At 45.8% G+C, this 20488-nt stretch carries 19 protein-coding genes and 4 tRNA genes; 15 read left to right on the top strand and 8 right to left on the bottom strand.

The window, feature by feature from the left end:
* Positions 1–16 precede the first annotated feature (16 nt).
* From H6550_05640 to H6550_05650, 3 genes are all read right to left on the bottom strand, one after another.
* Positions 17–847, bottom strand: coding sequence for a polysaccharide biosynthesis/export family protein (locus tag H6550_05640; protein ID MCB9045604.1), 831 nt, complete (start codon positions 845–847; stop codon positions 17–19).
* 461 nt (positions 848–1308) lie between these two features.
* Entirely contained in the window at positions 1309–1950 is a 642-nt protein-coding gene (gene pdxH, locus H6550_05645) for a pyridoxamine 5'-phosphate oxidase (GenBank protein MCB9045605.1), read from the bottom strand.
* A gap of 27 nt (positions 1951–1977) precedes the next feature.
* Positions 1978–2118: a hypothetical protein gene (locus tag H6550_05650; GenBank protein ID MCB9045606.1), complete on the bottom strand. Its 141-nt coding sequence runs from the start codon at positions 2116–2118 to the stop codon at positions 1978–1980.
* Positions 2119–2224: 106 nt separating this feature from the next.
* On the opposite strand from H6550_05650, the gene chrA reads away from it, so the two are divergent.
* Complete coding sequence (gene chrA / locus H6550_05655) at positions 2225–3436, top strand: chromate efflux transporter (GenBank protein ID MCB9045607.1); 1212 nt, start codon at positions 2225–2227, stop codon at positions 3434–3436.
* A gap of 1 nt (position 3437) precedes the next feature.
* Here the strand turns inward: chrA and H6550_05660 are convergent, their stop codons facing one another.
* The 3 genes from H6550_05660 to H6550_05670 all read right to left on the bottom strand — a co-directional run bounded on the left by H6550_05660 (position 3438) and on the right by H6550_05670 (position 7112).
* Positions 3438–4073 carry an SCO family protein gene (locus H6550_05660; GenBank protein MCB9045608.1) on the bottom strand — a complete coding sequence of 212 codons (636 nt, stop codon included), beginning with the start codon at positions 4071–4073 and terminating at the stop codon, positions 3438–3440.
* A gap of 26 nt (positions 4074–4099) precedes the next feature.
* Entirely contained in the window at positions 4100–4699 is a 600-nt protein-coding gene (locus tag H6550_05665) for a DUF4294 domain-containing protein (protein MCB9045609.1), read from the bottom strand.
* A 61-nt stretch (positions 4700–4760) separates the two neighbouring features.
* The gene (locus H6550_05670) at positions 4761–7112 is read right to left on the bottom strand and encodes a T9SS type A sorting domain-containing protein (protein ID MCB9045610.1); all 2352 of its coding nucleotides are present in this window, start codon (positions 7110–7112) and stop codon (positions 4761–4763) included.
* Positions 7113–7305: 193 nt separating this feature from the next.
* Between H6550_05670 and H6550_05675 the strand changes: the two genes are divergently transcribed.
* The 11 genes from H6550_05675 (at position 7306) to H6550_05725 (ending at position 13353) form a co-directional block, all read left to right on the top strand.
* Positions 7306–7725 carry a hypothetical protein gene (locus H6550_05675; protein ID MCB9045611.1) on the top strand — a complete coding sequence of 140 codons (420 nt, stop codon included), beginning with the start codon at positions 7306–7308 and terminating at the stop codon, positions 7723–7725.
* A gap of 33 nt (positions 7726–7758) precedes the next feature.
* Positions 7759–8400: a calcium-binding EGF-like domain-containing protein gene (locus tag H6550_05680; protein MCB9045612.1), complete on the top strand. Its 642-nt coding sequence runs from the start codon at positions 7759–7761 to the stop codon at positions 8398–8400.
* A gap of 198 nt (positions 8401–8598) precedes the next feature.
* Positions 8599–8671 (top strand) — tRNA-Thr (locus H6550_05685).
* Positions 8672–8716: 45 nt separating this feature from the next.
* Positions 8717–8799, top strand: a tRNA-Tyr gene (locus H6550_05690).
* 86 nt (positions 8800–8885) lie between these two features.
* Positions 8886–8958 (top strand) — tRNA-Gly (locus H6550_05695).
* Between the two features lie 213 nt (positions 8959–9171).
* A tRNA-Thr gene (locus H6550_05700) sits at positions 9172–9243 on the top strand.
* Positions 9244–9331: 88 nt separating this feature from the next.
* Positions 9332–10519, top strand: a complete 1188-nt coding sequence (gene tuf, locus H6550_05705; GenBank protein MCB9045613.1) for an elongation factor Tu — start codon at positions 9332–9334, stop codon at positions 10517–10519.
* A gap of 95 nt (positions 10520–10614) precedes the next feature.
* Positions 10615–11661: an aminotransferase class V-fold PLP-dependent enzyme gene (locus H6550_05710; protein MCB9045614.1), complete on the top strand. Its 1047-nt coding sequence runs from the start codon at positions 10615–10617 to the stop codon at positions 11659–11661.
* A 101-nt stretch (positions 11662–11762) separates the two neighbouring features.
* Positions 11763–12098 carry a hypothetical protein gene (locus tag H6550_05715; protein ID MCB9045615.1) on the top strand — a complete coding sequence of 112 codons (336 nt, stop codon included), beginning with the start codon at positions 11763–11765 and terminating at the stop codon, positions 12096–12098.
* Positions 12099–12196: 98 nt separating this feature from the next.
* A complete protein-coding gene (locus tag H6550_05720) occupies positions 12197–12979 on the top strand; it encodes an aminotransferase class I and II (protein ID MCB9045616.1) in 783 nt (260 codons plus the stop codon).
* A complete protein-coding gene (locus H6550_05725) occupies positions 12970–13353 on the top strand; it encodes a DUF3037 domain-containing protein (protein ID MCB9045617.1) in 384 nt (127 codons plus the stop codon). Before H6550_05720 ends, H6550_05725 begins: the two co-directional genes overlap by 10 nt.
* Here H6550_05725 and H6550_05730 read toward each other — a convergent pair.
* A complete protein-coding gene (locus H6550_05730) occupies positions 13350–14498 on the bottom strand; it encodes an acyltransferase (GenBank protein ID MCB9045618.1) in 1149 nt (382 codons plus the stop codon). The two genes, H6550_05725 and H6550_05730, sit on opposite strands and share 4 nt — an antisense overlap.
* 459 nt (positions 14499–14957) lie before the next feature.
* Here H6550_05730 and H6550_05735 point away from each other — a divergent pair, with 459 nt between their 5' ends.
* The 3 genes from H6550_05735 (at position 14958) to H6550_05745 (ending at position 19392) form a co-directional block, all read left to right on the top strand.
* On the top strand, positions 14958–15818 hold the full coding sequence (locus H6550_05735) for a hypothetical protein (GenBank protein MCB9045619.1): 861 nt from the start codon (positions 14958–14960) through the stop codon (positions 15816–15818).
* A gap of 72 nt (positions 15819–15890) precedes the next feature.
* Positions 15891–17675: a DNA polymerase III subunit gamma/tau gene (gene dnaX / locus H6550_05740; GenBank protein ID MCB9045620.1), complete on the top strand. Its 1785-nt coding sequence runs from the start codon at positions 15891–15893 to the stop codon at positions 17673–17675.
* Positions 17676–17784: 109 nt separating this feature from the next.
* Positions 17785–19392, top strand: coding sequence for a pyruvate dehydrogenase complex dihydrolipoamide acetyltransferase (locus H6550_05745; protein MCB9045621.1), 1608 nt, complete (start codon positions 17785–17787; stop codon positions 19390–19392).
* Between the two features lie 72 nt (positions 19393–19464).
* On the opposite strand, the gene H6550_05750 is transcribed toward H6550_05745, so the two are convergent.
* Positions 19465–20298 (bottom strand): T9SS type A sorting domain-containing protein, encoded by an 834-nt coding sequence (locus H6550_05750; protein ID MCB9045622.1) that lies wholly within the window; start codon positions 20296–20298, stop codon positions 19465–19467.
* Positions 20299–20488 lie beyond the last annotated feature (190 nt).

The raw sequence follows: 20488 nt of genomic DNA on the forward strand, positions 1-20488 counted from the left end.
CTTATTGGCTCACGCCTTACTTAACAATTTGTGTTACACCATAAATTGCGATCGCTGCAGATAGCAATGATGTAAATGTTGGCAGGTAGAAACGCAGGAACTCGTTGCTTTCCTGCCTCCTTATCCTTGCCGGTTCCACATATATTAAGTCATTCTGTTTTAGGTAAAAATAGGGACTGCTGAAAACGTTCCTGCTGTTCAGGTTCAGGCGTGCATATTCCCTGCGGCCTTCCGTTTCGCGCACTATCATCACGTTATCTTTCCTTCCCGTAATAGGTATATCTCCTGCCAGGGCTATGGCATCAATAACGCTGATCTTATGATTCGAGGCGATGATAGAGCCCGGATGGCCTACCTCGCCCAATACTGTAATTTTGTAATTGATGATGCGTATCTCCACTACAGGTTCCAATATGAAATCGACCAGGCGTTTGCCTAATTGGTCTTTTATTTCCCTTAAGGTCAGGCCGGATACTTTTACTTTGCCTAACACCGGGTAATCAATAAAACCATTCTCGTCTACAAGAAATGCCTTATTCGAACCTCCGCCCGAGCCGGCAGAACCCATACTCGAGCTGATGTTGTAAGTGGTACCTCCTTCATTGAAGATGACTACTGGGTCGCCTGTCCCTCCTGCGCCTGCGGTTATACTGCTGATAGAGGTGACGTTTATGGCCAGTATATCGCCGGGCAGTATGCTGATCTCTTTCCGCTTTTCAATGTTCTCAACCTGCACATGAGGATCTAAAGGTACATTGTCAGAAAAGTATATCGTCTTTTGCGGTGCGGCACAAGATGCTATCAACAGCACAAGGGCCATTGCAGCTAATATTGGGGTCGATCGCATAAGCTGTCGCATTTAATTGGGTTAGTAATCTACATTTTCAATTCATCCACAAAGTGCTATATACGCAGTTAGGGAGTCGCTGGCTCCCTCTCTCTTGCTTATATATCACCACGATATTTCAACATATTTGGCAGTAGAGTATAGATAACACTGTATTACAGCGACTTCTACACATTTTACCCGCCTTAAAATACAATACGCAAAATACGTTCGTTTCCTTACATGCTAAAGCTTTGTGGATAACTTATTCACAGGGTATTAACAAGTTATCCACAGGAGATTAACAATGGATTCAACCCGGATTCTTGCAAAATTTATGCCTTATGATTAACAAATGGGTATTAACTTCGTTATCTTGTTGTTAACTGATGTAACGTGTTGATAATTATCACTCTACACGTTAATGGTGTTTTTATATGTGGATGAGCGATCGATATACTCTAAGCACTTGCTTTGATTTTTTATGGGGCCAGCCGCTCTCTTTTCCACTGCCCGTCCTTTGTACTTGTAAACAGTATCCTGTCGTGCATGCGGCTGCTTCGCCCCTGCCAGAATTCGATACTGTATGGTTGCACACCATACCCTCCCCAATGTTTCGGGCGGGGAACAGGCTTGCCGGCAAACTCTTGTTCGTAACGGTAGTAGTTGTCGTTCAGTATAGCCCTGTCAGGTATGACTGAGCTTTGCGGTGAAGCCCAGGCGCCTATCCGGCTGCTTTCGGGGCGGGAGTGAAAATATTCATCGCTTTTTTCGGGTGGCAGCTTTGAGGCCTGGCCGTATATCCTGACCTGTCGCTCCAGTTCCTTCCAAAAGAATACCAGGCACACATTTGGATTGTGTGCTATGTTTTGTCCTTTGGTACTGTTGTAGTTGGTGAAAAAAACAAAAGCCCCGTCTTCCAGGCCTTTTAATAGAACGATACGTGCGTCAGGTTTGCCGTCCGGGCCTACAGTGGCAAGTGTCATGGCATTGACCTCATCTATCAACGCCTCCCTGCACTCCATGAACCAGCGCGTGAAAAATGCTATGGGATCATCCCCGACGGTCGTCTCGTCAAGAGCTGCCAGTTGGTAGTCTCTTCTTATTTCTGCAAGGTCCTTCAAGTCGTAAAAGGATGTAAAGGGAAGGGGTTATTTTTTGTCCCCGCCCAGATATTTTGACATTACATATAATAGTTCAAAGGTCATCAGTATGATGAAGATATAGCAAAGCGTCATACCTAAGCCATATTGAACTGTATCGTAAAATGCGTTGAGTAGTACAGATTCCATTTATATAGAAATTTACGCCGCAAGATACGAAACATGCGTGTATTTTTCTACTTTATGTAATTCCCTTTTTTGTAAGTAATTTTCGGCAGAATCACCAACTTAGCCTATGTTTTTGCGGCACATACCATTTTTAAGGTCTGTACTGTTGTACTCCTTTACTGCTTTTGGCGGGCCACAGGGGCACATAGGTATGATGATGCGCACCTTCGTGCAGAAACGTAAGGATGTATCGGAAGAAGAACTGATGGAATACAATGCCTTTTGCCAGATGCTGCCGGGGCCTTCTTCCACACAGACGGTTACGCTGATAGCTTATAAAAGAGGGGGTATACCCCTGGCGATTGTTGCCTTGTTATTATGGATATTGCCGGCAGCTACCATGATGGGGGCTTTCTCATTCCTGATATATTACATAGATGTAAAGGAGATAAGTACCAATTTATTCAAGTATGTGCTACCGATGTCTGTCGGTTTTATCTTTTATGCTGCGGCAAGGATGATGAAAAGCAGTGTACGCCATGTCGCGACATGGGCTATTATGACAGGCTGTGCTATTGTAACTTTTTTCGTGCAGTTTCCATGGGTGTTTCCGTTGTTGTTACTGCTGTCGGGCGTGATCAGCAATTTCAGCAACAGGCGTATACCTGACAGTAAAGAAAAACCTAAGCCTGTTAAGTGGATGAACCTGTGGATATTTGTAGCCATATTCCTGGTAGTGGGGGTGCTTAGTGAGGCGGCAAATATGTACAGTTTCCCGAATGCCAAGTTGTTCAATTTGTTCGAGAACTTTTATCGTTTCGGTGCTATTGTGTTCGGTGGTGGTCAGGCACTTATGCCCATGATGTTGTTCCAGTTTGTCAATCGTCCCTTGCACCTTGGTTTGTCTCCGCTTATGTCGGGCGAGCAGTTGCTTACCGGGTATGGTATGGTGCAGGCAGTACCGGGGCCGGTATTTGCGGTCTGTTCTTATGTGGGGGGGATGGTCATGAGCCCTTATGGCGCGGTGTGGCAGGCAGTTGGTTGCATAGTGGCAACCTTCGCGGTATTTCTCCCAAGCACACTATTGCTCTTTTTCCTTTTTCCGGTATATCAGAATCTGCGGCAGTATGTAGTGATATTTCGTGCGCTTGAAGGTATCAATGCCGCTATTGTCGGTATTATATGGGCTTCGGGTGTGGTATTGTTTCAGACTATGTCGTTTGAGTGGACGAACGTTGTAGTGGCTGTTATTACTTTCTGTATATTGTTCTTTACAAAAATACCTTCTCCACTGATCGTATTGGGCTGGCTCCTGCTGGGCTGGACCATGAATGCCTGAGTTACTCCTGCTCTTTCAATAGTTTCTTTACATCTCCGATCAACTGATTTACTTCAGTCATGTCAGTTCCTTTGTAGAAACGGCCACGCAGGAAACCATCTTTGTCAACCAGTACAAACCGGTCTGAGTGAATAAAGTCGCTTTCTATCTCAACACCTGCTGTGTCATCTTCTGCACTGATCAGGTAGCTGTACCTGGCGGCATCATACAGTTCTTTCTTATCTCCTGTAAGGAACATCCATTGCTCAGGGTCAGCTTCAAACCTCAGGCTGTATTCCTTCATAGCACCTACTGTATCTTTTTTCGGGTCTACGCTGTGAGATAGTATCTTCACCATATCATTACCCCTGAAAGCCTCGTACACTTTACTCATATTCTCATTCATTTTCGGGCATATGCCTTTGCATGTTGTGAAGAAGTATTCCACGACATATATCTTGCCTTTCAGGTCTTCGTTGGTTATCGTGTCGCCTTCCTGGTTCACAAATTTGAACGGTTGCACATGATGGCCGGTGTTTGAGCCTATTACGGGCAGTGTATCCGGCTTTTTTGAATATCTGAGTGAATAGGTAACAAATGCTGAAGCCAGTATCAGGAAAAATACAATGAGGAAAATACTTGTCTTGTTCACTTTCATAACGCCGCAAAGTTACGGATAGTAGGCTAATTGGCGGTCAGTATTTCATGTTCTTTATAAAAATAGGGTAGCGGATAGCCGAGTTCATCCATAATATTCTCCAGCATGATATTGTCGTCAGGGTTATATTGCCTGTTCAGGTTGAAACCATGCAGCCTGGCCCAGCCCAGCCACTTGGTGGCTGCTACCGGGTTTTTATATTCAAGCAGCATATCGTAAATATTCACACCCGTTTGCCTGGCTATTAGCTTCACCATAAGCACACCCTGCGTTTCATTCAGCGCTTTTACCTCTTTATCAAACTGTTCTCTTAGTTCATCTTCACGCTGGTGTACATATGCTCTGCGTTCTTTTCGGCTTATGCCTCCTTGCCCGGTCTTTACTTCAAGGTCTTCATATAAGTTCACAGCTTCCTGCACATACGGCATTACGGTAGTAACATAGTACTTCATCTGGTTATACTTATAACGCACTGTATCATTTGCCCAGTCCCGCTCAGCTTTAATTGACACGGGTTTCAGGGTTACATGTAGCTGTGTATCAGGCGCTGTCTCCTGTGCCAGGGCGCCGTCATGCAAGAGCAGAGCTATAGGTAATAGTAATATGTAGTAAATGACTGATTTCACTTCAGATGATAATGCAAGCCCTGTGCCAATATCCTTTAAAGAATGTTAATGTTGCAGCCTGTTATTGCTGTATAACCGTAAAACGTACAGTTCTTTTTTCTATACCTGAAATAAGTTGCAATATATATACTCCACTTGCCGTGTTGCCCAGGTCTACAACAGTATCGAATTTTGACCTGTCTGGCTGTATGAAACTTTTATGTACGATCATACCCTGGTGATTATAAATATTCATCGTTAATGTTTCATCCGTCTGGGTAATACCAGAAATTGTAAATTTTCCTTTGTTAGGATTGGGGTACAGGTCTAACGTAATGCCCAGGATATCCTTAACACTAACAATAGTAGTAGTAGTGGTGGTACAACCATTATAACTACTGGTCAGTTCATACTCGCCGCTGTTCCTATAGGTTGCTATCGGTATTACCGGGTTACGTTCGTCCGATGTAAAACCATCAGGTCCTTTCCAGGAGAAACTTACGCTGTCCTTGTCGTTATTGGCATATAATTCAAGAGTAGCTCCTTCGTTTATAGGACTGTTGCTGCGTGCTACCGATCCCCCGGGACCCTCACGCATTTCTACTTCTGTCATAGCTGGTGCTGAGATGCACTTGTCTGTAGTGGTACGTACCTGGTAGGTTCCGGCCATACTTCCGTCAAAAGGAGCGGTGGGATTCTGTTTGTCCGACTTGAAGTTATTAGGGCCGGTCCATTCAAAACTGGAATTAGGCAAGGTGCTTTCAGTATATAATTCCAGCATTGTAGCTGTGCATACAGGACTGTTGCTGCTGATACTTTTTATTTCGGGCATAGGTTTTATAACAACACTGGTGCTATCGGTAATGGAACAGTATTCCAGTTGTGTTTTAATAATGTAAGTGCCTTCTGTCGCTTCTGTAACATCAGCCAGCGCAGGGTTTTGTGCATTTGATGCAAACCCGCCCGGCCCCGTCCATGCATAGGTACCATCAGGTGTTGGCTTAATGCTCAGGTTCAGCGTTTCGCCAATGCACAGAGGGCCGTTATTTTCTGGTTGGGGTGTCCTTATGTCAGGTATCTTTACGGTTATGTATGTTGGTGGTGATTTGCAGCCTACTTCTTCCTGTGTTACAGAATAAGTTCCGGCATCGGTAGCCTTAACAGGAGAAATGCTCAGCGTTCTCAGGATGCTTATTACAGATGTATCATTATCTTTTTTCCATTCAATACCGGCAGGGTTGCTTGTTTTGGCGCTCAGCAGTAGCCTGTCGCCCGGGCAAAGCGTCGTGTCTCCTGTTATCGCCAGCGCTACCAATGGTATGCCTACGTCAAGTTTAGTTGAGCCAGGCCTGGATTCGCAGCCATTCTTTTTGGCATATAGCAAATAATCACCTTCATCTGTTTTGGCAATGTTGTTTTTATTGGCCGTGGCGCCATTTGCGGCAAAACTATTGGGGCCTTCCCACCTGTAAGTTACTCCCTGCGTGGTAGTGCTGCCGCTCAGCTGCAGCGTTTCGCCTACACATATCGGGCTGTTGCTGGTGGCTTTGGGGGTATCGGGTAGTGGTTTTACGGTTACATAGGTATGGCCTGTATCCCAGCAGTTACCTATTGTTACTTTTACAAAGTACATCCCGCCATCCGAAGGTTTGGTATGTTCAAACCAGATACCCCCGGCCTGCTTCACTACGCTCGAAGGATAGGTCCATGATGGGGGAGGAATATTTGGCAGGTTGACCCATACGTTGATGTTTAGCTCATCATATTCACATACAGGCGATGTATTGGTTACTGAATCTATTTTCGGTGCTGGGGTAACCACCACCTGTACCGTGTCGAAAGACGTGCACATATAGCTGGTTACATACACTTTATAAGTTCCTTTGGCGGCAGTTGTAGCATTGTAAATATTGGGGTTCTGCTGGCTGCTGCTGAAACTGTTGGGGCCTGTCCAGTTAAATGAAGGAGAGGCATTGGGGGTGCTGGCCGTCATGTGTACCGTGTCTCCTTCGCAAAGAGGGCCATTGGCCCCGGCATTTACAGTGGGAAAGTTGGATACGCGTATTGTTTTACTGAATGGTGCCGATGTATAGGCGGGTGACAACGCTCGTATACGAAACAGGTAGCCGGTGCCTGCACCAATACTACCCGGTAATAAACAGTAAGCAGTGCCTGAACCCACGCCATAATAATAACCAACAGTGTCAGGACTGGAAAAACTACCGGCTGAATTGGACATCTCTACCGTGAAAAAGTTAGACATGTTAAAACTGCCTGTAACTGCAATAGGCACGCTGAACTGTGCGTTTACGCACAGCATAGTATCGGTAAAGCTGTTGGGGATATAGGCAGTTTGTGCCTGAACACAGTATATGTTCAGTAAGAAGCACAGTTTGAAAAATAGAATAAATTTATAAGTAGCTTTACGCCGCATAAATGAAGTTACCTGTTAGCTGTAAATATAAGCATAACATACTTAGTATAAAAAACTAATGTTAAAAGCATCGTTTGGACAGGTCTTACAGGTAAGGATCTACTAATATTAAGTCATGCCCGGGTTCGTAAAAATATTATTGTCGTATAGCCTATGTATAGGGCTTTTGTTATGCAACGGATGTATTCAGGATATGTGTACTTCTGTTCAATGTGAGAATGAGGGGGTATGTGTGCGAGGTGAATGTGCGTGTACCTTTGGTTACGAAGGGGATATGTGCGAAAAACAATGGTACCAGAAGTACGAGGGTAACTGGAGCAGTGTTGAAACGGATAAAAAAGATTCAGTACTCAATAAATATGATGTGTCTGTAGTATATGCCGGTTATACTGATACTTTCTACCTGCTCAATTTTGCGGATACACTGGATACCGTAAAGTGTTATAGGAGTGGGTATAAGACCTTTACGATCATGGAGCGGGTATTGAACGACAGCTTTAAGCTGGCATCCGGCAATGGCCTCCTTAGCGATGATGGTGCCAAAGTCACGGGATTGTATTCTTTAAGTCAGAAGGATGTAATTACTAATGTCGGTTATACGTGGACAAGGTAATTGCGTTATTTTTGTATGAAATAAAATATTAGCATGTTGACCCGCATTAAGAGTGTTATAGCGACGGCAGTGATTATTATGTCTTTTTTTTCTTCAGTGGTGTATACGGCTTGTAACAAGCCTAAGTATACATACATCGACCCTTGCGAAGGTATTGAGTGTAAAAACAACGGGATATGTATCAGTGGTGCGTGTGATTGTACCACCGGTTATACCGGGCAATATTGCGAAAAGAAAGCTATAACACCTTACCTGGGGAAATGGTCTTTTTCTCAGCAGCTGATATCGTCAAATAATAATCCGGTATCCGGACCTGAGAAAAAATACGAGGTGACGGTTACTGAGGGCGCTGAGTCTGTAACTTTCCTGAACTTTAATGGCCTGCTGGGTGATGCCTCGTTTAATGCATCAGCACGCATCGCGATGGAGATAGGCTATCTCGCAAATGGGATAGATTCGATACTGATTGAATCATATGTTGTTTCCACGCAGGATAATTTTGTCTTCCCGAAAAATCAGCCTCTGGGTAGTTCAAAGATACAATTGTTAAAAGGCGAAGGGCATATCAATAACCTGGGCACGCAAATGTCCGGAGATTTCACAATTGTCTATCCCGATTCGGCAAAAGGTTCGGTACAGGACAAATACACTTTCTCTGCAACATATATAAACTAACTTTTTATTTCCTTTCTTATGGGTGCCGAAACCTCTGGAAGGCCTATTTTTCAGGTACTTTGACATTTGGTTGAGCTGGCAGTTCGGCTTCCTTGAAAATTGTCTGAAAATGCGCTGAAAAAAATTTGCAAAAATCAATTTGTTACCTACTTTTGCAATCCCGTTTGAAACGCGGGCAAGTTCTTAAGATCGATATAAGCCGCTTTAGCTCAGCTGGTAGAGCAACTGATTTGTAATCAGTAGGTCGCTGGTTCGATTCCGGCAAGCGGCTCTTTTTGGGAGTTCAAGTTTTGTCCTCCGGGAGGAAATATCAGGAGGGTAGATGGCCGAGTGGTTAAAGGCGACAGACTGTAAATCTGTTCTCTCACGAGTACGGAGGTTCGAATCCTTCTCTGCCCACATTTTTTAAATAGATTGCAGTATGTTTTTGCAGCATGCAGTTTATAACTGTTATCTGTATTGGCATACTGCAATAAGCAGTATTAGCGGGAGTAGCTCAGCTGGTAGAGCGACAGCCTTCCAAGCTGTAGGTCGCGGGTTCGAACCTCGTCTCCCGCTCGTTAATAACACCCGTTTTCATCAGGCAGCTTATGCTTGGTCGAAAACGTAAGGTTTTATAACAAGTTCTTAAAGTTGTTGTAGCTCGGTTTATAACATGGTTTTGCTTAACTTTGCAACCCTGTTTTGAGGAAATAACAAAAGCTGTTGTAGCTCAGTGGTAGAGCATCACGCTTTTGGCGTGAAGGTTGACAGGGCGAAAAAAAAACAAAAGCTGTTGTAGCTCAGTGGTAGAGCACTTCCTTGGTAAGGAAGAGGTCGGCAGTTCAATCCTGCTCAACAGCTCATAAGAAAAAAACGGTATTGAAAAGGCCGAAGGCCATCAATTGATAAAAGAAGAAACAATTTAAAACATCGCTTAAAAAAAATAAAAATGGCAAAAGAGACCTTTCAGCGGGATAAACCCCACGTTAACATTGGTACTATCGGTCACGTTGACCATGGTAAAACTACATTGACTGCTGCGATCACAACTATCTTATCAGAAAGAGGCTTGGCAGCTAAAAAAGGATACGATGAGATCGACGGTGCTCCTGAAGAAAGAGAGCGTGGTATCACGATTAACACTGCACACGTAGAGTACGCTACTGATACTCGCCACTATGCACACGTTGACTGTCCTGGTCACGCCGACTATGTAAAGAATATGATTACAGGTGCTGCACAGATGGATGGTGCTATCCTGGTGGTGGCTGCTACTGATGGTCCGATGCCACAAACTAAAGAACACATCCTGTTAGGCCGCCAGGTTGGCGTTCCTCGTATGGTTGTTTTCATGAATAAAGTAGACCTGGTTGATGATCCTGAGATCCTGGAACTGGTTGAAATGGAGATCCGTGAACTGTTGAGTAAATACGAATATGATGGTGATAACACACCGATCATCCAGGGTTCTGCTACAGGCGCTTTGGCTGGAGAGCCTCAGTGGGTTGAGAAAGTACTGGAACTGATGAAAGCTGTGGATGAGTGGATACCACTGCCTCCACGTGCTGTTGATCAGCCGTTCCTGATGTCTGTTGAGGACGTATTCACTATCACAGGTCGTGGTACAGTTGCTACTGGTCGTATCGAGCGTGGTGTGATCAAAGTGGGTGACAACGTTGAGATCGTTGGTTTCAATGACTCTCCTCTGACTTCTACTTGTACTGGTGTTGAGATGTTCAAAAAACTTCTTGACCGTGGTGAGGCTGGTGATAACGCCGGTATCCTGTTGCGTGGTATTGAGAAAAAAGATATCAAACGTGGTATGGTTATCTGCGCTCCTAAGAGCATCACTCCGCACACTGACTTCAAAGGTGAGGTATACGTACTGAGCAAAGAAGAAGGTGGTCGTCACACGCCATTCTTCAACAAATACCGTCCTCAGTTCTACTTCCGTACTACGGACGTAACTGGTGAGTGTATGCTGCCTGAAGGTGTTGAAATGGTTATGCCTGGTGATAACGTTAACCTGACTGTTAAACTGATCGCTCCGATCGCGATGGAAAAAGGTCTGAAATTCGCTATCCGCGAAGGTGGACGTACAGTAGGTGCCGGCCAGGTTACTGAAATTATCAAATAATCAAACGCAGTTGTAACTGCTTTGAGATATAATTAAAACAGCCCCGAATTTCGGGGCTGTTTTTTTGTTGCAAAAAAAATCCCCAACTTTATCCTATGTCAACATACCTCAACACCGCCGCTACAGGAATATTACCCGCAGAGTTTACAGAACAGGCCAATAAATTTTATGCTGAACTGTCAGCCAATGCCAGTTCCCGTGCTGAAAAATGGAGAGACATTGAGCAGCCCCTCATCAGGCAGAATATCGCTGATTTCCTGGGTGCGGATGTGGGCAATATAGCGTTGATACCTAATTTCAGTTGGGGGATCAATGCCATGGTGCACTCGCTGACGGGTAATGAGAAAGTGCTGGCCTATGCAGCCGATTACCCTTCACTATTGGAGCCTTTCCGAATCAACGGGTTTAATATTACATGGGTGAAGGACATGGATGGTTTCACTATACCTGTTGATGAAATAAAAGAACGTTTACTCAGCGAACATATCAATATACTGGCCGTAAGCCATGTACAATGGATGTCGGGCTACAAAATAGACCTGGCTGATCTGGGCAGCTTTTGCAGGCAGCATGGAATCCTGTTTATAGTAGACGCCACACAAAGTTTAGGAGCTATACAGATCAACCTGGCTGAGCTGGATGTGGATGTGCTCATCGCCAGCAACTACAAATGGATGAATGCGGGCTTTGGCACCGGCATATTATATGTCAATAGCAGGTTCTTTGATAGGTACACTCCGGCAGTAGGTGGCAACAACAGCTACCGCATAAAAGACGGCAAACCGGTTTACGAACCGGGTATATTAAGCTTCGAGCCTGGTCATCCGAATATGTATGGTTTTACGGTACTCAATGCTGCCATAAATGATAAACGTAAGCGGGGAGTTGAGCACATTGAGCAGCACAACCGCACCCTTACCCAAATGCTCATAGATGGCTTACAAGACCTTGATGTCACCCTTATCGGTGAGGCTGATACAAAGAACAGGGCCTCTATCGTATTTCTAAAAGAAGAGAACGGCATTTGGGATAAATTGCAGAAGCATAGTATTGTCTGCTCTCAGCGGGGCAATATCCGCATCAGCATGCATTATTATAATACCCCGGACGACATCAACGCATTGCTCAACGCTTTAAAGTAGTTATAACTGTAAATGAGCATTTGTTTTTGATATTTGACGTATCACCCCCTGTTATTTCTCATTTATTAATGATATTTTAGCAACTCGAAAAATTACTGATAATGAAAAATATTTTTACGTTACTATTCGCTGCATTGTTCTTTGTTGGTTGCACCAAGAATACTACTACTGAAGATGCATGCAAGGATGGTAAGATCCATTTTGTCAACAAATCAGCTAATCCATATAATATCACGATAGACAATATGGAGGAACCCACTATTGCAGGACGTACTGAAACTGAAAAGACTGTATTCAAAGGTTCGTACTACATAGTGGCAACACAGGCCAGCGGTTATAAAGTAAACCCCGTTGTGAAAGAATACCACATAACCGTAAAAGGCTGCGATGTGGTAGAGGTATTGATACCGGTATCTCCATACGATTCTGTTAAGTAATAATAGCGGGGTTATACCCGGAATAATATATGCATAATGCATTTCCTGTTCAGCCGGGAAATGCATTTTCTTTTATCGCAGTAGCTTATTTTTACACAATGACAGAACAACTGAACCTTCGTACGGTGAATGTGCTGCGGTATATGCTGCCGCTGCGCGAAGGAGGCTCTTTGCCCGCTCTTGCCGAGGCTGACGATGGTTTTAAATATGTGCTCAAGTTCAGGGGGGCGGGGCAGCGCGAACGTGCGTTGATAGCCGAATACCTGGGTGGCGAGATAGCCCGGGTGCTGGGATTGAAAGTGCCCGAACTGGTGTATGCTATGCTGGACGAAGCTTTTGGACGTACCGAACCCGACGAGGAGATACAAGACCTGCTCAAAGCCAGCAAAGGGCTCAACCTGGCACTGCACTTCCTGTCCGGCGCTGTCAATTACGATCCCGTGGCTATGCCCGTGGATGAACTCCCGGCCTCACAGGTGGTATGGCTGGATGCCTATATTACCAATGTCGACAGGACATTCCGCAATACCAATATGCTCATGTGGCGCAACGAGCTATGGCTCATAGACCACGGCGCGGCATTCCTTTTCCATCATTCCTGGGACAACTGGGAGAAACAGGCCATCTCTGCATTCCCAATGATAAAAGACCATGTATTGTTGCCCAAGGCATCAAAGCTGGCACAGGTGAATGAGGCATACAAACAGCTGCTGACGGAAGAAGTGATAGACAATATCGTATCTGGCCTGCCCGACGATTGGCTGCTGGCCATGCCCGAGTCGGGCACGCCCGCTGAGCAACGCGAAGTATATGCACAATTCCTGCTGTTAAGGCTCCGCAATTCTGATAACTTTGTAAACGAAGCGCAAAAATGGCGGTAAAGCACTTATATGAGTATGCGGTCATCCGCGTGGTGCCCAGGGTCGAACGTGAGGAGTTCATCAACGTCGGCGTGATACTCTGTGCCTCAAAGAGTGGCTACCTGCATTGCAAAGTACACCTTGACGAAGAGCGCCTGAAGGTACTGGACCCCAAGGCTGATACCGCACAGATATGTGCTAACCTCGATGCACTGCTCAAAGTATGTGGCGGCGATAAGGATGGTGGTAACATTGCTTCGCTCGACATTGCATCCCGTTTCCGCTGGCTTACCGCCGTGCGCAGCTCCGTGATACAAACCTCGCGGCCACACCCCGGCCTTACTGATAACCTGGATGAGACTCTGGAAAGACTTTTCAACGAATATGTAGACTAAACAGGCATGTTGGCCTCGCCTGCACGGCCTGCGGGTATGCCTTTATACCGCTCGTAGGCGGTAACTCTTGCCTTCGGTGTTTTCCTACTGTCGCTGAGCCTTTTCTTCACATAGCTGTTCATCGGTATTTCGTAATACTTATAGGCTATTATACTGCCTGCAATAGTTACTGCCAGTATTATTGCCGCTGCGGCATAGCCATGCGGAATGAAGGCATATTTTTCCTGTAGTATAATGTAGTAGCGCAACACCAGTATGTGCAGCAGGTAAAAGCTGAAGCTGGTATCACCTAAAAATACAAGCGTTTTATTTGACAGTATATCAGAGATAACACCTTTTGAGTAAGCAAATACATATACCAGCAGGCTCATAGGCAGCATATAATATATGCTGTAGCGGTAACCAATGGCCACCTGGTCGTGAAAGTAGATGAATGCGCCCAGCAGCAATACGGTAAACACCTCTGCTACGCTGGCAAACCTTCGGTTGTTCAGGTACTCAATATCTTTCCTGTTGGCGTAGAGCTTATACAGCATCATGCCTATTACAAAATCACCGGTGCGCAGAATGGGGTTTACATAGAACAACGCGTGGTGAAAGACATCCCTTGTCAGGTATATGCCTATGGGCACAATGATAAAGTAAGGTAGCAGTGCCAGCCAACGGTTGCGTGTGCTCACCAATAAAAACACCAGGAACGGGAAGCAGAGGTAAAAGAACATCTCGTCCGACAAACTCCACGACACGGCATTGAAGGTCAGGTAAAAACCGTCTGATGGTATAAAGCTTTGCAACAGCAGTGCGTTCAGTATCAGCTTGTTCACAAAATTGATGAACGATTCGTGCAACATCAGGGGCATGGCCATAAGCAGGGTAAGCAGGTGCAGGGGATAGATACGTGCAAATCTGGCTTTCCAGAAACTTGAGAAGCTCGTGGTGCCGTTCAGTATCTTTTCCTGGTAGCTGTAGCTGAGAATAAAACCGCTGAGAATAAAAAAGAAACTCACCCCGATGAACCCCTCCATAAAAAAGTAGTTGTGTATATCTACTACCCATGGGTCTGCCTCAAATTCCAAAAACCACATATGGCTCAGGAATACCAGGATGGCAAAGACGAACCGCCAGGAGGTAAGGGGTTTGATCATTGTGTGTGTCTTTTATTTTGGGGACAAGTTAAGCCCGCTATCATAAATACGGTAATATATATCCGCCAATAACATACTGTTAGGAAATTGTACATATGTGATTTCAGGATAGTTATGGCCTGATAGCACCGCCATCTTCCTCTGGCGCAGATGTTCCGCAGGGCATCTGTGTCTTACAGATTCACCTGGTCTCCCAACCGGTATTCGGGATACCTATGCCTGAATATAATTGAGCTGTTGATCGTCTGCTAAACAAATGTTCGCCGAATGCCGCTTTCCTGTAAATCCTCCAATCCTTGATCCCGATAGCTGTCGGGACCAATTCAGACAATTAAAAATTGCAATATTGATATAAATTACGTATATTTGCTATTGTAAATATCCTGCCCGGCAGGATGATTGTTTACCTACCCTATAGCTCTCCCCTTTAGGGGAGTCGGAGGGGTTTAATTTATCACTATGAATCCGAGACACCTACAGTTCTGCCTCAACTATCTGCAGACCCACGACCCCGGCGTAGCCTACAAAATGACCTACCCCAAAGCAAGCACAAAGTCGCTCTATGCAGCCGCTTCGCGGCTCATGGCCCGCCCTGATGTATCGGCATGGATACACGAAACAGAACAACGTGTACATGAGCGTGCCCTGCGCGAAATAGAAGAAGAGCAGGGCAGCGTGCTCAAAGAGCAGCTACTCACCATCAACCAGAAACGAGCCGTACTCACAAAGATCATTACAGGTGAGACAAAGCGGGTACGACACATAAAAACAAAATACAGTTACGAGAAGGTAGAGGACGACCTGCCTATATACGCCGTACTGCGCGCCATAGATATGGACACCCGCCTCGAGAATTTTTACAGGCTCCTGTCCGACCCCGCCACATGGCGCCGCACCCAAACTGTCTACGTAAACACCCCCACGCTCCAGCAACAGGTCAACGTCCTCATCTCCCAAACCACAGAACAAACCCCAACCGCCCGTCTTCGCGACGAAGTATCTGCCTCGTCAGATACGCAGGAAGCGACCTCGCGCAACACCATTTCTACCACGCATGAAGAAACACAAAACGAACGGTCCCCCGATGTCAAGGATGAAAGGCAAACGCCGTTCAGGCGTGGACCCCTCGCGCCGTCCAATTCAGAAGAAATGCGTCTCCCCGGAATGAAATCCCGCTATAGCGGGAGGGGGATAGGGGGACAACCACCCGCGCCGGACAAAACACCACCCCTGCCAATTGTTAACCTCAATGAAAAAAACATGAATCAGTTAACATTACTTAACAATCGAACACCTAAACAACAAACTTTTGAATATTGAATTATAAAATATGTTGGGCAAAACTTCTTTTTTCTTTTGGCCGATTACTTTTTACTTTTGACTTAACAGGGTATGTCAGACAATTACATAGTTTCAGCACGTAAATACCGCCCGCAAACCTTTGATACGGTAGTGGGGCAGGCGCATATTACCACCACGCTCAAGAATGCTATCAGGAATAATCACCTGGCGCATGCTTACCTGTTTTGTGGTCCGCGCGGTGTGGGTAAGACCACCTGCGCGCGTATACTGGCCAAGACTATCAATTGCGAAACGCCTACCGCTGATATGGAGGCCTGCGGCAAGTGCAGTACCTGCCAGAGCTTCAGCAACCATACCTCGTTCAACATATTTGAGCTGGATGCCGCCAGTAACAACTCGGTAGATGACATCCGGGAACTGGTGAACCAGGTGAGGTTCGCACCACAGGCCGGTAAATACAAGATATATATCATAGACGAGGTACACATGCTGAGTGCCTCGGCTTTTAATGCCTTCCTGAAAACACTGGAAGAGCCACCTTCGTACGCCATATTCATCCTGGCCACAACGGAGAAGCATAAGATATTACCAACTATCCTGAGCCGCTGCCAGATATTCGATTTCAAGCGTATCACTTCAGACGATATTTCTACCCACTTGCACAGCATCGCCACTAAAGAGGGCGTTGTGGCGCAGGAAGCCGCACTGCACGTAGTAGCACAGAAGAGCGAGGGTTGTATGAGGGATGCACTGAGTATGTTCGACCGTATAGTAAGCTTTACCAATGGTATGCTTACCTACAACAATACCATGGAGCACCTGAACCTGCTGGACGCCGATTTTTACTTCGGTCTGGTAGACCATATGCTGGCACAGGATGTAAGCAGTACGCTGCTGCAACTGGACAGCGCACTGGAAAGAGGTTTTGAAGGAGATGTGATACTGGAAGGGTTGGCCGAACATTTCCGCAACCTGATGCTGTGCAAAGACCCGCGCATGGCCAAGTTGCTGGATGTGCCCAACGAGCATAAAGCTATTTATCACGAAAAGGCCAACCAGGCACCACCGTCGTTCATCATATCGGCACTGAACGTAGTGAGCGAGGCGGAGATGAACTACCGCAATGCCAATAACAAACGGCTGCATGTGGAGATGTGCCTCATCAGGCTCTGCTACTTACTCCAGGCTATGCAGCCTGGTGAAGTAAAAAAAAACACCGGTAGTGTAGATACGCTGGTTCCAACTGCTACAACTCCCGCACCACCGCCCACGCCTGTAAATGAATACAAGGCACCGCCCGCCCCCGTACAGCAGGTACAGGAGCCCACTCCGCAACCTGTAAAGAAAGAAGAACCGCAGCCAGCGCCACAACAAACATATACACCACCCGCCCCCAAAGCAAATAGTAATGGTGCCAGCCGACGTATCAGCAGCAACCTGCTGGACGAAATAGACCATGCAGTAAATACGGCATTGACCCAGAAAGATGAGAAAAAGGAACTGACGGAAGATGTGGTGATGCAGTTGTATGAGCAATTCAAGAAAAACATGCAGGCTGCCAATAAAATGATGTTGTATGCCCAGCTGACAAATATCAAACCCGAATTCCGCAAGCCGGACGAGGTGTGCCTAATAAGTCCCTCCGTGCTTACCGATACCTATGCCAAAGAGCACCGGAACGAGATACTGGAGTATTACCGCGAGCAGACGGGCATTATGGTACGTGTGACCACAGAGATACAAGAGGATGAAGACATTATAGCCGAACAGCAAACCAAGGTGCTCAGCAAGCAGGATATGTTTGACGAAATGGTAGCGAAAAACCCTGACCTGGGAAGGCTGAAAGACTCGCTGGGCCTGCACCTGGACTATTGATGATATGGCATATCCTGCTATGTCTGCCCTGAAAGGGTGAAAGCAGGCAATTAAAGGTGAAATAAAAGGGGAATTGATTACTTTTGACCTCTAAAAATAAAGAGAACTCATGGCCGAAGCGATACGTATGCCACTTCTGAGTGATACGATGAAGGAAGGTGTGATAGCCGAATGGCATAAAAAGGTTGGAGATAAGGTAAAAAGTGACGATGTGATAGCCGATGTAGAGACTGACAAGGCTACCATGGAGGTGATGCCATATGTGGACGGAACCCTTCTGTATATTGGTGTTGAGAAGGGCCAGGCTGCAAAAGTGAATGATGTCATCGCAGTAATAGGGAAAGAAGGGGAAGATTATAAGGCCCTGTTGGAAGATAAGGGAGGAGATGATGCTCCTGCAACAGAGAGTAAACCTGCTGCTGAAGAAGCTGCTCCCAAGAAAAAATCCGGTAAGCCAAAGTCGGGAGATGCAACCGTTATCCGTATGCCTTTGCTGAGTGATACGATGAAAGAAGGTAAGATCGTGGCATGGAACAAGAAGGTAGGCGACAAGGTGAAAAGCGATGATGTATTGGCTGATGTAGAGACAGACAAGGCTACTATGGAAGTGATAGGTTATGCTGAAGGTACCCTGCTGTACATTGGCGTGAAAGAAGGTGAGGCCGCTAAAGTAAACGACATTATTGCAATAGTAGGTAAAGAAGGCACAGACATAGAACCTTATCTGGATGACGAGGGTGAAGACGAAGCTACAACGCAGGAAACAGCAACGCCACAGGCTGTTCCTTCCGCTGCAACTACCGCACATTCAGTTGCTGCATCTGCAACAGAGAGTAGCCAGAATGGCCGTGTGAAAGCATCGCCACTGGCTAAGAAGCTGGCAGAAGACAAAGGTATAGACCTGCATAATGTACAAGGCTCCGGTGACGGAGGCCGTATCATTAAGCGTGATATAGATAATTACCAACCATCACAGGCCCCTGCACAACAAGCGGCAGGTACAGCGTTTGTACCACAAACAGCTGCTGTCGGAGAAGAAAGCTTTACAGATGTGCCGGTATCGCAGATGCGTGCAGCTATTGCCCGCAGGCTGGGCGAAAGCAAGTTTACCGCTCCGCACTTCTACCTGACCATGACCATTACGATGGACAAGGCAATGGAGTCGCGCACGGCTATCAATGAGGTGTCTCCGGTAAAAGTATCGTTCAACGATCTGGTGATAAAAGCATGTGCTATGGCGCTGCGCCAGCACCCGTTTGTAAACAGTAGCTGGATGGGAGATAAGATCCGCCAGAACCATCATATACACATTGGTAGCGCGGTGGCTATTGATGATGGCCTGATAGTGCCCGTTATTAAATTCGCAGATCAGAAATCACTGTCACAGATAGCACAGGAGGCAAAAGCACTGGCTGAAAAAGCACGTAATAAAAAACTGCAGCCGCCAGAGTTCAGCGGTAATACCTTTACCATCTCTAACCTGGGTATGATGGATATAGACGAGTTTACCGCCATCATCAATCCGCCGGATAGCTGCATACTGGCAGTAGGTAAAATAACACCAACCCCTGTGGTAGAAAAGGGACAGGTGGTTATCCGTCAGCTCATGAAGATAACGCTCAGCTGCGACCATAGGGTAGTGGATGGTGCGGTAGGGTCACGTTTCCTGCAAACGCTGAAAGCCCATCTGGAGAACCCGGTAACAATGTTAGTATAAGCAATAACTTACTATAGATAAAAAGGCTGCCATTGGCAGCCTTTTTGTTATGACGTTTACCAGAGTTTAAACTTAAAGCTTATTGAAACTGATTACTTTTTGTGATGTGCCGTCAGTTATCTTAAGGAAGTTTATTCCAGCCGGTAATGCTGTTATATCTATACTATTTATATTATTGTACAGCTGGCCTTTCGCAGATACTGCACCATTGATATTGTAAATAGCATACTGGTAACTGTTAGCAGAAGTATTGCTGATAGCTACATTAAGCGTATTTGCGGCAGGGTTAGGATACGCGCTAACTGTAATGCCTCCATTGATATCATATACAGACGCTGGGGCGCCTTCTTTAAAAGTAGCTGTACCCAGGTTGTATGTATCACCAGCGTCTGCCGATCCATTACCATTACAGTTATTTACTGCAACGTTAACCGTTACATCACCGGTACCTTTGGCAGGAGCAGTCCATTCGAAGACAGCGCCGAAGAAGCCGGCAACAGGGCTCATGGGAGAGCTATGTTCCGCTACAAGGAATGAAGACTTGGCAGTGATCTTTGTTTTTGCCGATGTTGCATTGGCTAAGGTGCCTGCCTGTGTATTGGATGGGGTGCTGAACATAGCGATAAAGCCATATTTTGTAGCGCCTGTTGCAGTAGAGGCAAGTGTTACAATGTACGTTGAACCTGGTTTGTATTCACCATTAGTAACCGGCATACTGGTTGATTTCTCTACCAGGTTGACTGAAATAGTGCCTGTTGCTGCAGCACCTCCGTGGCAACCTGCACCGCCACACCCGGTTTTAGCAGTTTGAATTCCGTTAGGGGTACCGGACGCACCGTTATCATTGCTGGATAGCGTTACGAACAGGAAACCTGCTGTAAAGGTTAAAAGTAAAGTACGTTTCATAAGCTGTTTAGTTTAATTAAATCTGAAGATAGATAATTTGTTGTTTATACAACAATCGAGCCAGGTATTTAATTTTTAGAAAGATGAATGCATAGATATACGTGCTACCTGAATATTGAGCATGGTGTGTATGTTGCATATCGGTTAATTCAAGCCTCCCAACAATTTTTTTTACCTTCGCGCAGTAATT

It is taken from the genome of Chitinophagales bacterium, from assembly GCA_020636495.1.
In the GTDB taxonomy this organism is placed as follows: Bacteria; Bacteroidota; Bacteroidia; order Chitinophagales; family Chitinophagaceae; genus UBA5543.

Bases quoted from the DNA above. Each gene is read 5' to 3' on its own strand.
- dnaX (MCB9045620.1), top strand. From the start codon at position 15,891: ATGTCAGACAATTACATAGTTTCAGCACGTAAATACCGCCCGCAAACC.
- H6550_05675 (MCB9045611.1), top strand. From the start codon at position 7,306: ATGTGTACTTCTGTTCAATGTGAGAATGAGGGGGTATGTGTGCGAGGT.
- H6550_05660 (MCB9045608.1), bottom strand. From the start codon at position 4,073: ATGAAAGTGAACAAGACAAGTATTTTCCTCATTGTATTTTTCCTGATA.
- H6550_05640 (MCB9045604.1), bottom strand. From the start codon at position 847: ATGCGATCGACCCCAATATTAGCTGCAATGGCCCTTGTGCTGTTGATA.
- H6550_05745 (MCB9045621.1), top strand. From the start codon at position 17,785: ATGGCCGAAGCGATACGTATGCCACTTCTGAGTGATACGATGAAGGAA.
- H6550_05650 (MCB9045606.1), bottom strand. From the start codon at position 2,118: ATGGAATCTGTACTACTCAACGCATTTTACGATACAGTTCAATATGGC.
- H6550_05710 (MCB9045614.1), top strand. From the start codon at position 10,615: ATGTCAACATACCTCAACACCGCCGCTACAGGAATATTACCCGCAGAG.
- H6550_05670 (MCB9045610.1), bottom strand. From the start codon at position 7,112: ATGCGGCGTAAAGCTACTTATAAATTTATTCTATTTTTCAAACTGTGC.
- chrA (MCB9045607.1), top strand. From the start codon at position 2,225: ATGTTTTTGCGGCACATACCATTTTTAAGGTCTGTACTGTTGTACTCC.
- H6550_05725 (MCB9045617.1), top strand. From the start codon at position 12,970: ATGGCGGTAAAGCACTTATATGAGTATGCGGTCATCCGCGTGGTGCCC.
- H6550_05720 (MCB9045616.1), top strand. From the start codon at position 12,197: ATGACAGAACAACTGAACCTTCGTACGGTGAATGTGCTGCGGTATATG.
- H6550_05750 (MCB9045622.1), bottom strand. From the start codon at position 20,298: ATGAAACGTACTTTACTTTTAACCTTTACAGCAGGTTTCCTGTTCGTA.
- H6550_05735 (MCB9045619.1), top strand. From the start codon at position 14,958: ATGAATCCGAGACACCTACAGTTCTGCCTCAACTATCTGCAGACCCAC.
- tuf (MCB9045613.1), top strand. From the start codon at position 9,332: ATGGCAAAAGAGACCTTTCAGCGGGATAAACCCCACGTTAACATTGGT.
- H6550_05715 (MCB9045615.1), top strand. From the start codon at position 11,763: ATGAAAAATATTTTTACGTTACTATTCGCTGCATTGTTCTTTGTTGGT.
- H6550_05680 (MCB9045612.1), top strand. From the start codon at position 7,759: ATGTTGACCCGCATTAAGAGTGTTATAGCGACGGCAGTGATTATTATG.
- H6550_05730 (MCB9045618.1), bottom strand. From the start codon at position 14,498: ATGATCAAACCCCTTACCTCCTGGCGGTTCGTCTTTGCCATCCTGGTA.